The organism is Microbacterium sp. AR7-10 (genome assembly GCF_001878835.1).
Lineage (GTDB): Bacteria > Actinomycetota > Actinomycetes > Actinomycetales > Microbacteriaceae > Microbacterium > Microbacterium commune.
Genome location: NZ_MJIR01000060.1, coordinates 1 through 15,925, shown reverse-complemented (window position 1 = coordinate 15,925; position 15,925 = coordinate 1). Strand labels below are relative to the sequence as shown.

17 protein-coding genes are annotated in these 15,925 nt (G+C 70.4%); 7 read left to right on the top strand and 10 right to left on the bottom strand.

The window, feature by feature from the left end:
• The first annotated feature begins 9 nt into the window (after positions 1-9).
• From BFN01_RS08315 to BFN01_RS08300, 4 genes are read left to right on the top strand one after another with little or no spacing between them, the layout of a single operon-like run.
• Positions 10-1,002 carry an ABC transporter ATP-binding protein gene (locus BFN01_RS08315; RefSeq protein WP_083428726.1) on the top strand — a complete coding sequence of 331 codons (993 nt, stop codon included), beginning with the start codon at positions 10-12 and terminating at the stop codon, positions 1,000-1,002.
• A gap of 1 nt (position 1,003) precedes the next feature.
• A complete protein-coding gene (locus BFN01_RS08310) occupies positions 1,004-1,783 on the top strand; it encodes an ABC transporter permease (protein ID WP_071643510.1) in 780 nt (259 codons plus the stop codon).
• Between the two features lie 31 nt (positions 1,784-1,814).
• Positions 1,815-2,939 carry a sensor histidine kinase gene (locus BFN01_RS08305; protein ID WP_071643509.1) on the top strand — a complete coding sequence of 375 codons (1,125 nt, stop codon included), beginning with the start codon at positions 1,815-1,817 and terminating at the stop codon, positions 2,937-2,939.
• The gene (locus BFN01_RS08300) at positions 2,936-3,574 is read left to right on the top strand and encodes a response regulator transcription factor (RefSeq protein WP_071643508.1); all 639 of its coding nucleotides are present in this window, start codon (positions 2,936-2,938) and stop codon (positions 3,572-3,574) included. The genes BFN01_RS08305 and BFN01_RS08300 overlap by 4 nt, the downstream gene beginning before the upstream one ends.
• Positions 3,575-3,607: 33 nt before the next feature.
• Here the strand turns inward: BFN01_RS08300 and BFN01_RS08295 are convergent, their stop codons facing one another.
• Positions 3,608-5,266 carry a thiamine pyrophosphate-binding protein gene (locus BFN01_RS08295; RefSeq protein ID WP_071643507.1) on the bottom strand — a complete coding sequence of 553 codons (1,659 nt, stop codon included), beginning with the start codon at positions 5,264-5,266 and terminating at the stop codon, positions 3,608-3,610.
• A 270-nt stretch (positions 5,267-5,536) separates the two neighbouring features.
• Between BFN01_RS08295 and BFN01_RS08290 the strand changes: the two genes are divergently transcribed.
• Positions 5,537-6,628: a YihY/virulence factor BrkB family protein gene (locus tag BFN01_RS08290; RefSeq protein WP_071643541.1), complete on the top strand. Its 1,092-nt coding sequence runs from the start codon at positions 5,537-5,539 to the stop codon at positions 6,626-6,628.
• A 24-nt stretch (positions 6,629-6,652) separates the two neighbouring features.
• Here BFN01_RS08290 and BFN01_RS08285 read toward each other — a convergent pair whose 3' ends face one another.
• On the bottom strand, positions 6,653-7,468 hold the full coding sequence (locus BFN01_RS08285) for a class II glutamine amidotransferase (protein ID WP_071643506.1): 816 nt from the start codon (positions 7,466-7,468) through the stop codon (positions 6,653-6,655).
• Positions 7,469-7,601: 133 nt separating this feature from the next.
• On the opposite strand from BFN01_RS08285, the gene BFN01_RS08280 reads away from it, so the two are divergent.
• Positions 7,602-8,111, top strand: coding sequence for a phosphoribosyltransferase (locus tag BFN01_RS08280; protein WP_071643505.1), 510 nt, complete (start codon positions 7,602-7,604; stop codon positions 8,109-8,111).
• A 15-nt stretch (positions 8,112-8,126) separates the two neighbouring features.
• Here the strand turns inward: BFN01_RS08280 and BFN01_RS08275 are convergent, their stop codons facing one another.
• From BFN01_RS08275 to BFN01_RS08240, 8 genes are all read right to left on the bottom strand, one after another.
• Positions 8,127-9,650 carry an ATP-dependent DNA ligase gene (locus BFN01_RS08275; RefSeq protein ID WP_071643504.1) on the bottom strand — a complete coding sequence of 508 codons (1,524 nt, stop codon included), beginning with the start codon at positions 9,648-9,650 and terminating at the stop codon, positions 8,127-8,129.
• Between the two features lie 59 nt (positions 9,651-9,709).
• The gene (locus BFN01_RS08270) at positions 9,710-10,480 is read right to left on the bottom strand and encodes an enoyl-CoA hydratase/isomerase family protein (protein ID WP_071643503.1); all 771 of its coding nucleotides are present in this window, start codon (positions 10,478-10,480) and stop codon (positions 9,710-9,712) included.
• A gap of 24 nt (positions 10,481-10,504) precedes the next feature.
• Positions 10,505-11,668: a 1,2-phenylacetyl-CoA epoxidase subunit PaaE gene (gene paaE, locus BFN01_RS08265; RefSeq protein WP_071643502.1), complete on the bottom strand. Its 1,164-nt coding sequence runs from the start codon at positions 11,666-11,668 to the stop codon at positions 10,505-10,507.
• A 13-nt stretch (positions 11,669-11,681) separates the two neighbouring features.
• Complete coding sequence (paaD, locus tag BFN01_RS08260) at positions 11,682-12,179, bottom strand: 1,2-phenylacetyl-CoA epoxidase subunit PaaD (protein ID WP_071643501.1); 498 nt, start codon at positions 12,177-12,179, stop codon at positions 11,682-11,684.
• Complete coding sequence (gene paaC / locus BFN01_RS08255; RefSeq protein WP_071643500.1) at positions 12,173-12,988, bottom strand: 1,2-phenylacetyl-CoA epoxidase subunit PaaC; 816 nt, start codon at positions 12,986-12,988, stop codon at positions 12,173-12,175. The genes paaD and paaC overlap by 7 nt, the downstream gene beginning before the upstream one ends.
• Positions 12,985-13,275, bottom strand: coding sequence for a 1,2-phenylacetyl-CoA epoxidase subunit PaaB (gene paaB / locus BFN01_RS08250; protein ID WP_071643499.1), 291 nt, complete (start codon positions 13,273-13,275; stop codon positions 12,985-12,987). Before paaB ends, paaC begins: the two co-directional genes overlap by 4 nt.
• Positions 13,272-14,249, bottom strand: coding sequence for a 1,2-phenylacetyl-CoA epoxidase subunit PaaA (gene paaA, locus BFN01_RS08245; RefSeq protein WP_143187203.1), 978 nt, complete (start codon positions 14,247-14,249; stop codon positions 13,272-13,274). The genes paaB and paaA overlap by 4 nt, the downstream gene beginning before the upstream one ends.
• A 74-nt stretch (positions 14,250-14,323) precedes the next feature.
• Positions 14,324-14,743 carry a pilus assembly protein CpaE gene (locus tag BFN01_RS08240; RefSeq protein ID WP_071643497.1) on the bottom strand — a complete coding sequence of 140 codons (420 nt, stop codon included), beginning with the start codon at positions 14,741-14,743 and terminating at the stop codon, positions 14,324-14,326.
• A gap of 116 nt (positions 14,744-14,859) precedes the next feature.
• Here BFN01_RS08240 and BFN01_RS08235 point away from each other — a divergent pair.
• On the top strand, positions 14,860-15,925 hold a 1,066-nt coding region (locus tag BFN01_RS08235), incomplete at its 3' end, for an ATP-dependent DNA helicase RecQ (protein ID WP_143187202.1).

The following is a 15,925-nucleotide window of genomic DNA, read 5'->3' as shown; positions in this document are numbered from 1 at the left end:
GCTGGAAGCATGCCCACAGTCGCTGAGAGACCACCTGCCGCCCAGCCGAACGACGTCGCCCGACCGAACGCCGTCGGGGGCGACACCGCGCCGCCGATCGCCGTCGAGTTGCGCGGCGTCCGCCGCCACTTCGGCTCCGGTGACCAGCGCGTCCGCGCCGTGGACGGACTCGACCTCACCATCCGCCGCGGCGAGGTGGTCGCGCTGCTCGGGCCGAACGGGGCCGGCAAGACCACCACGCTCGACATGCTGCTCGGCCTCAGCGAACCCGGCGAGGGCAGCGTGCGCGTGCGGGGGATGGTCCCCGCCGCGGCTGCGCGCCGGGGAGCGATCGCCGCGGTGCTGCAGACGGGCGGACTGCTCGCCGACCTCACGGTCGGCGAGACCGTGCGCCTCATCGCGTCGCTGCACGGTGCGGCGGCGATGGCACGCGTTCCGTCTGTGCTTACGAAGGCAGACCTGACCGCGCTCGTCGGCCGCCGGGTCGCTAAGTGCTCGGGCGGCGAGCAGCAGCGCGTGAAGTTCGCCCTCGCTCTGGTCGCCGATCCCGGCATCCTCGTGCTCGACGAGCCCACCGCGGGCATGGACGTGACGGCGCGGCGTCGGTTCTGGGATGTGATGCGAGCGGATGCCGACGCCGGGCGCACGATCATCTTCGCCACGCACTACCTCGAGGAGGCGGAGCAGTTCGCCCATCGCACGGTGGTGATGCACCGTGGCCGAATCGTCGCAGACGCCCCGACCGCGCAGCTTCGCGTCGGGCTCGGCGCGAGGGGTATCGCCGCATCTCTGCCCGCCGATGATGAGGATGCCGCCGGCATTCTGCGCCGGCTCCGCGAATCGGAGGACGCCACCGATGTGCGCGTTGACGCCGGGCGGCTGACGCTGCGAGCGAGCGACTCGGATGCCATCGCCGCGGCGCTCCTCGCGGCCGGCTGCCGCGACCTCGAGATCACGGCGCCTACGCTCGAGACCGCCTTCACCGCTCTCACGGAGGACTGATATGACCATCGCCACGACCGCGCCGCCGCGGCTCTCACTCACCATGCTGCGCATCGAGGCCATCCGGCAGCTGCGTAACCCGTACACTCTCGCGTTCACACTCGCCATGCCCGTCGTGATGTACCTGCTCTTCGGTGCGACGGCCGGCTACGCCGAGCTGTCGGCCGGAAACGGCAACGTGTCGTTCTACGTGATGATCTCGATGGCGGCATACGGAACCGCGGTCGCGATGAGTTCGCTGACCTCACTGGCGGCCGCTGAGGCGCAGCAGGGCTGGGGGCGCCAGCTCGCGATGACCCCGCTGAGCACGGCCGGCTACGCGCTGACGAAGCTGCTCAACGCGCTGGGGTTCGCCGCGCTCGCCCTGGCTGCTGTGTTCGTCACCGGCATCCTCACAGGTGCGGCGGCCGACGAGACCTGGCGCTGGTTCGCCGTCGCGGGGATCGTCCTCGGAACCGGGCTGATGTTCGGACTGTACGGGCTGGGGGTGGGGCTCTTCTTCAACACCGACTCCTCCGCGGCGCTGGCATCGATCTCGATGACCTTCTTCGCCTTCTTCGGCAACGTGTTCATGCCGCTCGACGGCGTCATGCTCGACATCGCCCGACTCACCCCGCTGTACGGCTTCGTGGCGCTCAGCCGCTGGCCGCTCACCGACGGCACCCTCACCACCGGGCAGACCGACCCGCTCTGGGCGGTGCTGGTGAACATCGTCGTCTGGGTGGCCGTGTTCGCGGCTCTGGTCTTCGCGGGTGTGCGGCGCTCCCGCCGGCGGCGATGAGCACGGTGCGGATGATCAGTAGGTTGGAGTCATGACAGCGCAGCAGGGCGGCACCGAGCGCCCCGCCGCGATCACGTCGCACTGGGATCGCTACGGATGGCTCATGGCGGTCGTCTGGATGATCTTTCTGGCGTACCCGGTGATCGCTCTGCTGCGCTCCGACGCGTCGCGCGCGTGGATCGTCACCGGGTGGGTGGCACTGGTCGTGTTCGCCGCTGTGTACGTCGTCGGGTTCGTGCGGGGCAGTCGCGGTGGCGGCGGACTCGGCTCTCCGCCTGTGCCCGGACAGTGGATGCTCTTCGCCGTACTGACCGTCTGCGCGGCGCTGTCGGTGCCGGCGGAGGGGCCGCTGGCGCTGAGCTTCCTGCCCTTCATCATGTCGTTCGCCTCGTACGGCCTCACGCGCGCGGCGCACTGGGTCACCTCGATCGTCGCCGTGCTGATGACTGCCGCCTGCATCTTCCTGCTGCCCGGTGGCACGTCGTACTTCGCTCTGCTGGTGGTCGTGATGCTGCTCGGGGTGGTGAACACCGTCTCGACCTGGCTGATCATCCGTTCGGCGCAGGCCGAGCGGCTGGGGCTCGAGCTGGCCACGAGCGAGGGGCGGGAGGCGCTCGCACGCGACGTGCACGACCTCATCGGACACTCGCTCACCGTGGTGCAACTGAAATCACAGCTCGCCGCGCGTCTGATCGATTCCGATCCTGAGCGGGCGAAGACCGAGCTCGCCGCCATCACCGCCCTGACCGCAGAGGCGCTCGCCGCCGCACGCGCCACGGTAGCCGGAGCGCGCAGCACCACACTGGGCGAGCAGCTGGCCAGCAGTGGCGAGGCGCTCGCTGCCGGGGGAGTGACGCTGCAGGTGCGTGGAGCACCTGACGCGCTCTCACCCGCACAGGAGCTGACGGCGAGCTGGATTCTGCGCGAGGCGACCACGAACGTGCTGCGACACAGCGCTGCCCGTCAGGCGCGGGTGACAGTGTCGCCGGGCCGGCTCGTGATCGAGGACGACGGACGCGGTCTCGACGAGGGTCAGACGGCGGCAGCAGAAAGCAGCGGCATCCGCGGCATGCGCGAGCGCGCCGCAGCTGCGGGCGCAGCGTTCCGCATCGGACCCGCTGCGGAGGCGGGCACGCGAGTGGAGGTGCGCTGGTGAATCGGACACCCGCATGCACGCCGACCGACAGCATCCGCCTGCTCGTCGCCGACGACCAGGCCCTGGTGCGCGGTGCGCTCGCCGCGCTGCTCGAGCTGGAGCCCGACATCGACGTGGTCGGCGCGGCAGCGGACGGCGAGGAGGCGCTGCGCCTCGCGGTCGCCCTCACGCCTGACGTCTGCCTGATGGACATCCAGATGCCGGGGATCGACGGCATCGAGGCGACCCGTCGCCTGCGCGAGGCCAGCCCGGCCACCCGGGTGCTGATCGTGACGACATTCGCCCGTCCCGGCTACCTGCGAGATGCACTGGAGGCGGGCGCGAGCGGATTCATGGTGAAGGATGCGCCCGCCGAACAGCTCGCCGACGCCGTGCGACGCACGCATGCCGGACTGCGGGTGCTCGATCCGGCGCTCGCCGAGAAGAGCCTGTTCGAAGGGGCGAATCCGCTCAGCGACCGGGAACGGCAGGTGCTGCGGCTGGCCGCCGACGGCAGGTCGGCGGCAGCGATCGCAGCAGAGGTCTTCCTCTCCGCCGGAACGGTGCGCAATCACCTGTCGGCCGCGATCGGCAAGACCGGCGCCGGAAACCGCGCGCAGGCGGTGCGCGTCGCGCAGGACAAGGGCTGGATCTGAGCCGTCGCCCGGGGTGACACCCGGAGGCCCCGCTCAGGAGTTCACGCGGATGATCTCCTCCTGGTACGGGGCGATGACCTTGCCCGAGATTCGCAGGTCGAGCACGAGGAAGCGGCGGTCGGCCGGATCTTCGGATGCCCAGGTGCGCAGCCGCTCGAGGTCGGCGAGTGTGCGCACCACGACGCCCTCCGCGCCGACGGCTGCTGCGAACGCGGCGAAGTCGACCTCGGGGATGAGCATCGGCTCTTCGGCGAGGCCCTTGAGTCCGTACAGATTGACCTCGGCACCGTAAGCCGCGTCGTTCCAGATCACCGCGACGCCCCGGCCTGCGGCCGCGCGCACGGCGGATTCGAGGTCGGCGATCGCCATCAGTCCGCCGCCGTCGCCCGAGGTCAGCACGATCGTCTGCTCGGGACGGGCGCGGGTGGCGCCGACGACGCTCGGCCAGCCCTGCCCGATCGACTGGAAGGCCGTGCCGATCATCATCATGCGGTCGGGAGCGGCGACCGGCCAGTACATGTTGGCCCAGCCGATGAAGTGGCCGCCGTCAGAGACGACGACGCGGTCCTCCGGCAGCAGCTCGGCGATGCGGCGTGCGGCAGAGCGCGGGTCCAGCCGCCCGTCGGGCGCGAGTTCGTCGCCTTCTGCGTAAGCGCGAGCGGATGCCACGTCGACCGATTCGCGCCAGGCGGCGTGCCCATCGGCAGCGGATGCCGGGCTGAGCCTCTCGACGAGCGCCTCGGCCGCGAGACGTGCGTCCGCGCGCACGTAGCCGCCGATGTGCGCGTGCGTCGCGGCCGGTGCCACGTCGATCTGGAAGACGCGCGTGCCGGGGGCGAACAGTTCGCCGAAGCGCATCGTGAACTGGTTGAGGGAGGCGCCGAAGACGACGGCGACGTCGGCCTCGCGCACCAGCTGCATGGCGCCGTCGGCGCCGAATCCGCCGGTCACGCCGAGGTCGTAGCGGGCGTCGGGGAAGACGCCCCGGCCGAGGGCGGTGGATGCCGTGAGCGCCCCGGTCGACTCCGCGAGCGCACCGAGCGCGTCGCTCGCGCCGGCCAGCCAGGCGCCCCGGCCGGCGAGCAGGAACGGGCGCTCGGCTGAGCGCAGCGCGTGGGCGATCTCGTCGAGCATCCCGTAGGCGAACTCACCGCGCGGTGCGAGGGGTGCCGGGAGGCGCGGCTCGGGTGCCGCAGCGACGGGGCCCGCCTCGAGCGCGGCGACGTCGTAGGGGATGGCGAGCACGACGGGCACGCGATAGGTGAGGGCGTGCTCGATCGCGATGACGGTGGTGGCGGCGGCATCCGCATGCCCTGTCGTGTAGGTGCGCGCGCCCACGGCCGAGGCCATCGCGATCTGGTCGACGTCCCAGGGGCGGGGTCCCGAGGTGGGCTCGTCGCCGACGACGAGCACGAGCGGAACGTGCGCCTGCACAGCCTCGGCCAGAGCGGTGAGCGTGTTCGTGAAGCCGGCGCCGTACGTCGAGGTGGCGGCGGCGATCCGGCCGGAGGCGCGGAAGTGCGCGTCCGCGGCGACCACGGCGCCCTGCTCGTGGCGCACGGCGGTGAAGACGGCGCCGGTCTGCTTCTCGATCGCGTCGAGGAAATACGCGTTGCCGTTGCCCATCACGCCGAAGACGTGATCGATGTGCTGAGCGAGAGTGAGTGCCACGTGGGCCGAGACGGTGGGCATGGTGAAGCGCCTTTCAAGACAGGGAACGGAGGGATCCGTATGTGTCTCGCGCCTCACGCCGCGTCGCGGAGTGCTTCGTGCCCCTTTTTCGAGCACCGGCCTCAGGGGCCGGACGTTCCGATTCTAACCGGCGGTTCGGGCCCGGCTGAGCGCATCTCGGCGCCGCAGGATAGCCTCGGCGGCGCCGTGCGTCGAGCCCGTGGCACGAGCCATCCGCGTCAGCGAGAGTGGTTCGCTCAGCAGCAGGAACGCACCAGCACGGAGGGCGTCATGTCCGGAAACCTCGAGCAGCCGGCATCCCAGAGCGATGCCGAGACCAGCACCGCGAAAGAGCGGCAGGCGCCGCCGCCCGACGACGCGCGCAAGCCGCAGACGCCGCAGCAGATCGACAAGCCCTCCTGGACGTACGCGCTCAAGCGGGCCGTCTCGGAGTTCTCCCGCGACCGGTGCACCACCCTCGCTGCCGCGCTGACGTACTACAGCGTGCTGGCGATCTTCCCCGCGCTGCTCGCCGTCGTCTCGCTCGTCGGCCTGTTCGGTCAGGCGAAGCAGACGACCGACCTGCTAGTCGGCGTGCTGCGACGGGTGACCGATGAGTCGGTCGTGCAGGTCCTGCGCCAGCCGATCGAGCAGCTGGCTCAGTCGGATACCGCGGGATTCGCGCTCATCATCGGTCTGGCCGGCGCCATCTGGTCGGCGTCGGGCTACGTCGGCGCGTTCTCGCAGGCGATGAACACCGTCTATGAGATCGACGAGGGCCGCCCGTTCTGGAAGCTGCGGCCGATGGTGCTCCTGCTGACCGTCATCCTGCTGGTGATCGCGGTGGCGATCGTGCTGCTGCTGATCGTTTCGGGCCCGATCGCCGAGGCCATCGGAGAGGCCATCGGGCTCGGCGGCGTGGCGCTCACGGTGTGGAGCATCGCCAAGTGGCCGGTCATCGCGATCCTCGCCGTTCTCGCCCTCGCGATCCTGTACTACGGCAGCCCCAACGTGAAGCAGCCGAAGTTCCGCTGGATGAGTCTCGGAGCGTTCGTGGCGCTGCTGATCATGGTGATCGCCTCGCTCGGCTTCTTCTTCTACGTGATCAACTTCGGCAACTATCAGAAGACGTACGGCAGCATCGCCGGCGTCATCATCCTGCTGCTGTGGCTCTGGATCGTGAACCTGTCGCTGCTGTTCGGCGCCGAGTTCGACGCCGAGATGGAGCGGGGTCGGCAGCTGCAGGCCGGCATCGAGGCGGAGGAGAGCATCCAGCTGCCGCCGCGCGACGACCGGCAGAGCAAGAAGATGCAGGAGAAGGAGCAGAAGACCATCGAGGAGGGCCGGGAGCTGCGCGAGCAGGCCGACAGGCACCGTCGCTGAGCCGGCCGGGCCGGCCGTCGCTCCTCAGCCGTGCAGGGCGTGAGCGGCGGCCAGCTCGAGGGTCGAGACCGAGCGATCCGCGAGCCGGATGGAGGTGACGGACTCGGACGGCAGGGCGGTCCACCCGGCGCCGGCGACACCCGTCGACCCGACCGCGATCGTGCCGTCGGCGCTCTGGCGCCACCGCAGCGCGAAGTAGTCCTCGTTGTGCTCGCTGGGCAGCACATCGGCCAGCGGGGCGAGGCGGGAGAGATCGTGGTCGGTGAGGATGCTGGTGGCGCTGGCATGCACGACGACGAGCTGCTCTTCATCGAGCACCAGCGCGTTCAGGCTGGCGAGCGGGAACAGCTCTCGCAGCATCGCGGCGACCCGCGTCGTCGCCTCGTGCAGGCCGAGACCCTCGGCGACCTGCTCGCGGATGAGCGCGAAGTACATCTCGCTGTCGGTGGTGCCGGTGAGCGACGCGACGCTCTCGGGCGAGAGCAGCGACCTCAGCTGGTCGAGCGGCTTGATCGAGCCGTTGTGCGCGAAGGCGATGCCGTCGGCGGTGAAGGGATGCGCGTTGCAGTCGAGCACAGGCAGGCCGGCGGTGGCCCAGCGCAGGTGCACGACGGCCGCACGGCACTCGGCGTGCATCGCCTGCTCGAACGCCGCATCGCCGACGGCGGATCGCGCCGACCGGTGCGCCGCGGGCGGCTGCCCGGGGGCGCCGACGCCCGCCCAGCCCCAGCCGTCGCCGTGCAGGCGCGCCAACGAGAGCAGGCTCTCCATGCCGTCTCGGCCCAGCTCCCGGTGGGCAGTGGAGCGATCGGGCGAGACGAAGGCGAACAGGCGGCACATGGTGGAAAGACCTCGGAAATCGGGATGAGGGATGCGGCGGGCGACGCGATCCCTCCTTCGTTTCTACCTCATCCCGGCTGGACAGGCGCGGAATCCGTTCGCCGGTCCGTCATCGGTGTAACAGAATGGAGCGATGACTGAGGCAGCGATCGAGCGCGAGACGCTCACCTGGGACGGATTCGGCGATGCGACACGCGACCTGGCGCGTCGGATCATCGACAGCGGCTTCGTGCCGGAGGTGGTCGTCGCGATCGCTCGAGGCGGTCTGCTGCCTGCGGGGGCCATCGCGTACGGGCTGGGTGTGAAGAACTGCGGTGCGATCAACATGGAGTTCTACACCGGCATCGGCACCGTGCTCGACGCGCCGGAGGTGCTGCCGCCCGAGCTCGACATGGAGTACCTGAACGGACGGCGCGTGCTGCTCGTCGACGACGTCGCCGACTCGGGGCGCACGCTCGCGCTCGCCGTGCAGCTGCTGAAGGAGAAGGGCGCCGACGTGCGCTCGGTCACCATCTACACGAAGCCGTCGACGATCATCCAGCCGGACTTCGCCTGGAAGGACACCGATCTCTGGATCAACTTCCCGTGGTCGTTCAAGGGCACGGTCGTCGAGGAGGATCAGGGGCTGCCGGCGTCGGCGTGATGCGTTTCGACGCGGTCAGCCGCGCAGGAGCGACCTGAGCGACTGGATGGTGTCGGCCTCGCCGGCACTCTTGTCAGGACGGTAGCCCTTGACCCGCGCGAATCGCAGCGCGATGCCGCCCGGATAGCGGGGTGAGCGCTGCACACCGTCGATCGCGATCTCGACGACGGTCTCGGGCCGCAGGAAGAGCGTGCTCGCCGTGCGTCTGGTCTCGAGCGCGGGAAAGGTCTCGGTCTGCCAGCGCAGCAGCTCGTCGGTGAGCCCCTTGAAGGTCTTGCCGACCATGACGAACCCGCCCGGCTCGCCGAATTCGCCGTCGGGGTCCCGTGCGCCGAGGTGCAGGTTCGACAGCATCCCGGTGCGCCGACCCGAGCCCCATTCGACGCCGAGCACGACGAGGTCGTACGTGAGGACGGGCTTCACCTTCACCCAGGACTTCCCGCGGCGCCCGGCGGTGTAGGTCGATTCGACGGCTTTGACCAGCACGCCCTCGTGTCCGGCGGCGAGGGCATCGCGCGACAGCCGCTCGGCCTCAGCCGGATCGCCGGTGACGACGCCGGGCATCCGCCACTCGCCCGCGACGCGTTCGAGCTCGGCCAGTCGCACGCTGAGGGGCTCGTCGATGAGGTCGCGGCCGTCGACATGCAGGATGTCGAAGAACCACGGACGCAGCGCCAGCTCACGCGCGACGTCGGCGCCGAACCGCGACATCGTCTCCTGGAACGGCCGCGGACCGCCGTCTTCATCGAGCGACAGCGTCTCGCCGTCGAGGATCACATCGTGTGCGGGCAGTGAGCGAACAATGTCGACCAGCTCGGGCACGCGGTGCGTGACGTCGGCGAGACTGCGGGTGTAGACGCCGACCTCATCGCCGCGCCGGTGCACCTGGATGCGCGCCCCATCGAGCTTGTACTCCACCGACGCCCGCCCGGTGATCTCCAACGCGGCGGTCGGCGTGGCGGCGGTGGAGGCGAGCATCGGCATGACGGGGCGTCCGACGGCCAGCCCGATCGCGTCGAGATCGCTCTCGTCTCCGGTGAGGGCGACGGCGGCCGTCTCGCCGAGGTCGCCCGACAGCATCGCCGCGCGACGCACGGTCGCCACCGGGCGATCCGACGCGCGGGCGATCGCGTCGATCAGCACGCCGCTGAGCGCGCCGGTGCGCAGCTCTCCCATCATCGCCCGCGAGAGCAGATCCCATTCCGCCGCGGTGCACCGCGCGGCCACCCTCTGCAGCACGCTCTGCCGTGCGGCCGTCGAGCCGGTTCCGGAGGTCTCGGCAAGGGCATCCAGCGCCTGATCGACCTCTGCGATCGTCAGGGTCGGCGCGTCCGCGTGCGCGACCTCGAGTCCGGCCAGCGTGCGCCACCCGACGCCGAGCCGGCCCTGGCGGGGTGCGGCGAGCAGCAGCCCGATCAGCGGACGCAGCTCGTCTGCGGGAGCGGCCGCCAGCAGTCGCGCGAGAGCGTCGATCTTGGCCAGGCGGGAGGACGTGGCGGCGACCTCGTCGGTCGCGGCGAGCAGCTCGGAGAGCATCATCCCGGCATCCTCGCACCGGCCGCCGACATGGATGCAGGGGGTTGCGCAGCGAGCCGGAGTCAGCGCCCGCGGAACTCGGGCTCGCGCTTCTGCTGGAACGCGGCGAAGCCCTCGCGGTAGTCGTCGGTGTCGCAGAGCGCGGCCTGCGCGGCGTTCTCGATGTCGATCGACTCCCACAGCGCCAGCCGCTCGTCGCGGATGCGGGCGATCAGCCTCTTGCTGGCGAGGAACGCCGCGGTCGCGCCGTGGGCGGCGGCGCGGGCGGCGTCCTCGGCGGCCGTGTGCACCGCCTCGTCGGGGAAGACGCGGGAGAAGAGTCCGGATGCCACGGCCTCGGAGCCCGACATGAGCCGCCCCGTGTAGATGAGGTCGAGGGTCTTGTGCGCGCCGAGCCGCTCGGCGAACAGGGCGTGCCCACCGGAGTCGAGCGTCGCACCCAGCGCGGCGAACGGCGAGCCGATCTTCGCCGACTCGGCGACGTACACGACGTCGGTCGCGATGAGCAGGCCGAGCCCGACACCCAGACACGCACCGTGCGCGACCGCGAACGTGGGCGCGGGGAACTCCGCCATGCGCTTCAGCAGCGGGGTGACGATGCCACCGAGATAGCCGATGACGTCGTCGTCACGCGGGTCCACGGCGGAGATGTCGCGGCCGGCGCAGAACGATCGGCCTTCGCCGCGCAGGACGAGAGCGCGCACGCCGGCGCGTTCGGCCTCGTCGTACGCCGCCCGCAGCTGGTGCAGGGCCTGCTCGTCGAGCGCGTTGAGATGCTCCGGAGCGTTCAGCGTGATCCGGGCGACGTCGTCGGAGATGCGGATGTCGATCATGACGGCTCCTGGGGCGATGGGGGCTCAGACGTCGTAGTCCACGACGAGACGGTCGCTGGTGGGGTGGGACTGGCAGGTCAGCACGTATCCGCGCTCGATCTCGTCGGGTTCGAGAGCGTAGTTCTCGGTCATCGTCACGCTGCCCTCGAGCACCCGCGCCCGGCACGTGCCGCACACCCCTCCCGAGCAGGCGAACGGGGCACCCGGTCGCACGCGCAGCGCCGCGTTCAGCACCGACTCGTGTGCGTCGACAGGACTCTCGACGGTCGATGAGACGCCGTCGAGGTTGACCTCGATGCGGTACGACTTCTCACCCGCCCGCACCTCGACCCGGCGCGGTCCGCGTTCGGCGCGGGCATCGCCGGTGGTGAACAGCTCGAACCGCACGTGCTCGTTCGGCACGCCCCGCTCGGCCAGCACCTCACGGCACAGGTCGACGAGCGCGAACGGCCCGCAGAGGAACCATTCGTCGACCGTCGACGGCAGGATGAGCGAATCGAGGATGGTGCGCAGCTTCTGCTCGTCGATGCGGCCCGAGAGCACCGGGGCGGTGCGCTGCTCACGGGAGAGCACGTGATGCAGCACGAGTCGGGTGGGGTAGCGGTCTTTGAGGTCGGCGAGGTCCTCGAGGAACATCACGTCGCTGGTCGACCGGTTCGTGTACAGCATCGTGAAGCGCGTGCTGTCGGATGCCGCGAGCAGGGTGCGCGCGAGCGCCATCATCGGCGTGATGCCCGACCCTGCCGCGATGCCGACGACGTGCGCGCCGTCGAGATGCTCGAGCCCTGATGTGAACGTGCCCTGCGGGCTCATCACATCGATCCGGAATCCGGGGGTCAGCTCGGTCTGCGCCCAGGTGGAGAACAGCCCGCCCTCGTCGCGCTTGACCGCGACGCTGAGGCTGGTCGCGCCGTCGCGCACCGGGGCGGGCGGGCGGCACAGCGAGTACGAGCGGCGCACCTCGGTGCCGTCCAGCTGCACGCGCAGCGCGACGTACTGCCCGGGCAGGTAGGCGTAGTCGTCGGCGAGATCGGCCGGCACGGCGAAGGTCACCTCGACCGCGTCATCGGTGAGCCGGCGCACGTCCGAGACGGTGAGGGCGTGGAACCGGGCGCGGTGGCGGTCACCCGCCCGGTGCGGGGCGCTCTCGTCGTCGACCGTGGCAGCGGGCATCCGGAACAGCGGCATCAGATCGCCTCCATCAGATCACCTTGAAGTGGTCGAAGGGCTCGAGGCACGCGCGGCACTCGAACAGCGCCTTGCACGACGTCGAGCCGAAGCGCGACACCTCGCGGGTGTCGAGGGAGCCGCACCGGGGGCACTTCACCGCGAGGGTCACCCGGATGGGACCCTCGCGATGGGCCGCGCGGCCGGACGGCGGGGCGATGCCGTACTCGACGAGCTTGCGCCTGCCGTCCTCGCTCATCCAATCGCTCGTCCAGGCGGGGGAGAGCACGAGACGCACCTCGACGTCGGCGAACCCGTCGGCGGTCAGCGCGAGGATGATGTCGTCGCGAATGGCGTCCATCGCCGGGCATCCGGAGTAGGTGGGGGTGATGTCGACCACGACGCGCTCGCCGTCGACTCGCACGTCGCGCAGCACCCCGAGGTCGGCGATGCTGAGCACAGGGATCTCGGGGTCGGCGACGGCGGCCGCGAGGGCGCGGGCGCGGCCGGTGCGTTCGGTGGTGGTCACCATGTCGCCCCCGGATGCCGTCGGGCGAGCACCTGCATCTCGGCGAGCAGGTGACCGAACGGGGTGGCGTGCGAGCCGTGGCGGCCGCCCGCGCGGGATGCCTTCGCGTCGGGCCTCACGAGCTCGGCCTCGGCGAAGACCGTGTCGATCACAGCGTCGAAGCCGGGGTGCAGGGTCGAGGGGCGCGCGGCGACGCCGTCGAGCCGGTCGATCAGCGGCTCGTCGCGGAACAGCTCGTCGACGTACGGCCACACATCCGCCAGCGCCCGGATGATCTTCTCGCGTGAGAGCACGGTGCCGCCGGCCAGGCGCAGCACCCACTGCACGGCGTGGTCGCGGTGGTAGTCGACCTCTTTCAGCGACTTCGCGGCGATCGCGGCGAAGGTCTCGTCGGTCGATCCGCGCAGCGCCGAATACAGCTCGTACATGTACGTCGACGCGACCAGCTGGCGTGCGATGGTCTGCGCGAAATCGCCGTTCGGCTGCTGCACGATCCACGCGCAGCGGAACTCCGGCTCGTCGCGGAAGTACGCCAGGTCGTCTTCGGTGCGTCCGTCCCACGATCCGGCGTAGCGCAGCAGCGAGCGCGCGTGGCCGAGCAGGTCGAGGGCGATGTTGCCGAGCGCGACGTCCTCCTCGAGCTCGGGGGCGCGCGAGATCCACGCGCCGAGCTGCTGCGAGAGGATCAGCGCGTCATCGCCCAGCCACAGGGCGTACTCGGCGATATCCGCCGAACCGGCGCGAGTGTCGCCGCCGGCGAGTTCGGATGCCAGGTGCAGCTCCGCGACGGAGACATGGACGTCGTCGGTCACAGGTGCGGCACCCCCTCCGACGCCGTGTAGTACACGGCGTGCCGGTAGTTCTTGCCCTCCGAGGTCTCGAAGTAGGCATCCTTGGCATCCGGATCGCTGGTGGTGACGGCATCCGCCGGAACCACCCAGATCGACACACCCTCTCCGCGGCGCGTGTAGAGGTCGCGGGCGTTGCGCACGGCCATCTCGGCATCCGGAGCCAGCAGCGATCCGACGTGCACGTGGCTGAGTCCCCGGTTGGCGCGCACGAACACTTCCCAGAGAGGCCAGGGGGTCTGCTCGGTCATGACGCGACCTGCGTTCGCAACGCATGCTTCCGGGCGTACTCGGTGGCCGCTTCGCGCACCCACGCGCCGTCCTCGTGCGCCGTCCGGCGACGTTCGAGGCGCTCGGCGTTGCACGGGCCGTTGCCCTTCAGCACCTCGAAGAACTCGTCCCAGTCGATCTCGCCCATGTCGTACTGCTGGGTCTCGTCGTTCCACTTCAGGTCGGGATCGGGCAGGGTGATCCCGAGGATCTCGGCCTGCGGCACGAGCATCCCGACGAAGCGCTGGCGCAGGTCGTCGTTCGAGAAGCGCTTGATCTTCCACTTCATCGACTGGGCGGAGTTCGGCGACTGGTCGTCGGGCGGGCCGAACATGGCCAGGCTCGGCCAGTACCACCGGTTCACGGCATCCTGCGCCATCTCGCGCTGCTCGTCAGTGCCCTGCATCAGCGTGAGCAGGATCTCGAATCCCTGCCGCTGGTGGAACGACTCCTCTTTGCAGATCCGCACCATCGCCCGCGCGTACGGGCCGTACGAGGCGCGGCACAGCGGCACCTGGTTGACGATGGCGGCGCCGTCGACGAGCCACCCGATCGCTCCCATGTCGGCCCAGGTGGGGGTGGGGTAGTTGAAGATCGACGAGTACTTCGCCTTCCCGTCGATGAGCTGGCGCATCATCTCCTCGCGCGTGGTGCCGAGGGTCTGCGCGGCGGAGTAGAGGTAGAGCCCGTGGCCGGCCTCGTCCTGCACCTTCGCCATCAGGATGGCCTTGCGCTTCAGGCTGGGTGCGCGGGTGATCCAGTTGCCCTCGGGCTGCATCCCGATGATCTCGGAGTGCGCGTGCTGCGAGATCTGCCGGATCAGGGTCTTGCGGTACGCGTCCGGCATCCAGTCGCGCGGCTCGATGCGCTGCTCGTTCGCCACGAGCTCGTCGAAGCTGTGCTCCTCGTCGGAGGGTGCGTGGTGCACGAGGGAGAGGTCTGCGGGGCTGGTCATCGTCGACTCCATCGGTTTACTGACCGTTCGTTTGGTAATTCTCGCACGCCGGAGTCGGGCGGGCAAGACGGGTGTCAGCGAGCGCGGCGCAGCAGGGTGAGCAGCGCCTGCCCGTAGGCTTCGGCAGGTTCGGGATGCTCGAAACCCAGGCGTTCCCCGGCGATCTCGATCTCGACGACGAACGCGTCGGGCAGGCGCCGCAGTGAACGGAACGTGCCACGCAGCAGCTCGCGCAGCTGATCCTCCCTGGGCAGCCAGACCGCCTCCGACAGCTGCACGGCGTCGAGCGCCCACTCGGTGGTGCCGTTGAAGGCGAGGTCGGTGCCCGACGGGGTCGTGCGCGCTTCGATCGTCATCTCGCTGACGGTGAAGATGTCGGCCTCGGCCTCCAGCTCGATCTCATCGGGCAGATCGAGGACGAAGCGATCGCCGCTGGCCGGATGCCAGATGAGACCCGTCTCGCGCAGGGCGACGGCCAGTTCGCGGCTGATCATGCCTCTACGGTAGGCGACCGCGGCGCGAGCGAGGCTGGTGTCGGCGGGTCTCGGCGCGTCTCGGCAGTGTTGGCGGGACCGCGGTGGTGTCGGCGGGGTGCGGCAGAGTGGAGGGCATGACCTCCACGACCTCGACCGACATCCGCGATGCCGCGCTCGCCGCGCTGCGCGAGCTGGTCGGGCGCCCCGACGCGACGTTCCACGACGGGCAGTACGAGGCGATCGAGGCGCTGGTCGCCGGGCGCCGCCGTGCGCTGGTCGTGCAGCGCACCGGCTGGGGCAAATCGGCGGTGTACTTCGTCGCGACGCTGCTGCTGCGCAGGCAGGGGGCTGGGCCGACGGTGCTCGTCTCGCCGCTGCTCGCTCTCATGCGCGATCAGATCGCGGCGGCCGAGCGAGCCGGTGTGCGTGCCGTGGCGATCAACTCGACCAACGCGCACGAGTGGGCCGATGTCATCGGGCGGCTCGACCGCGATGAGGTCGACGTGCTGCTCGTGTCGCCCGAGCGGCTGAACAACCCGTCGTTTCGCGAGAATCAGCTGCCCGCGCTGGTGCGCCGGATCGGCATGCTCGTGGTCGACGAGGCGCACTGCATCAGCGACTGGGGGCACGACTTCCGTCCCGACTATCGCCGATTGCGCGAGCTGATCGCCGAGATGCCAGCCGGGGTGCCGGTGCTCGCCACCACCGCGACCGCGAACAGCCGGGTGGTCGCGGATGTGGCGGAGCAGCTCGGCGGCTCGCAGGCGGATGCCGGGGTGCTGACCATCCGCGGGCCGCTGGCCCGGGCATCCCTCCGCCTCGGCGTGCTGCAGCTGCCCGCCTCTGCGCAGCGACTGGCCTGGCTGCTCAGCCACTTGAACGACCTGCCCGGCTCGGGCATCATCTACGCGCTCACGGTCTCGGCCGCGGTCGACACCGCGCGGCTGCTGCGCGAGCAGGGGCATGAGGTGCGCGCGTACACCGGCCAGACGGATGCCGAGGAGCGCGAGGAGTCGGAGGGGATGCTCAAGCGCAACGAGGTCAAGGCTCTCGTCGCGACCAGCGCCCTGGGCATGGGCTTCGACAAACCGGATCTCGGGTTCGTCGTGCACCTCGGCGCCCCGTCGTCGCCGGTCGCCTACTACCAGCAGGTCGGTCGTGCCGGCCGTGCCAGCGACAGCGCCGACGTGCTGCTGCTGC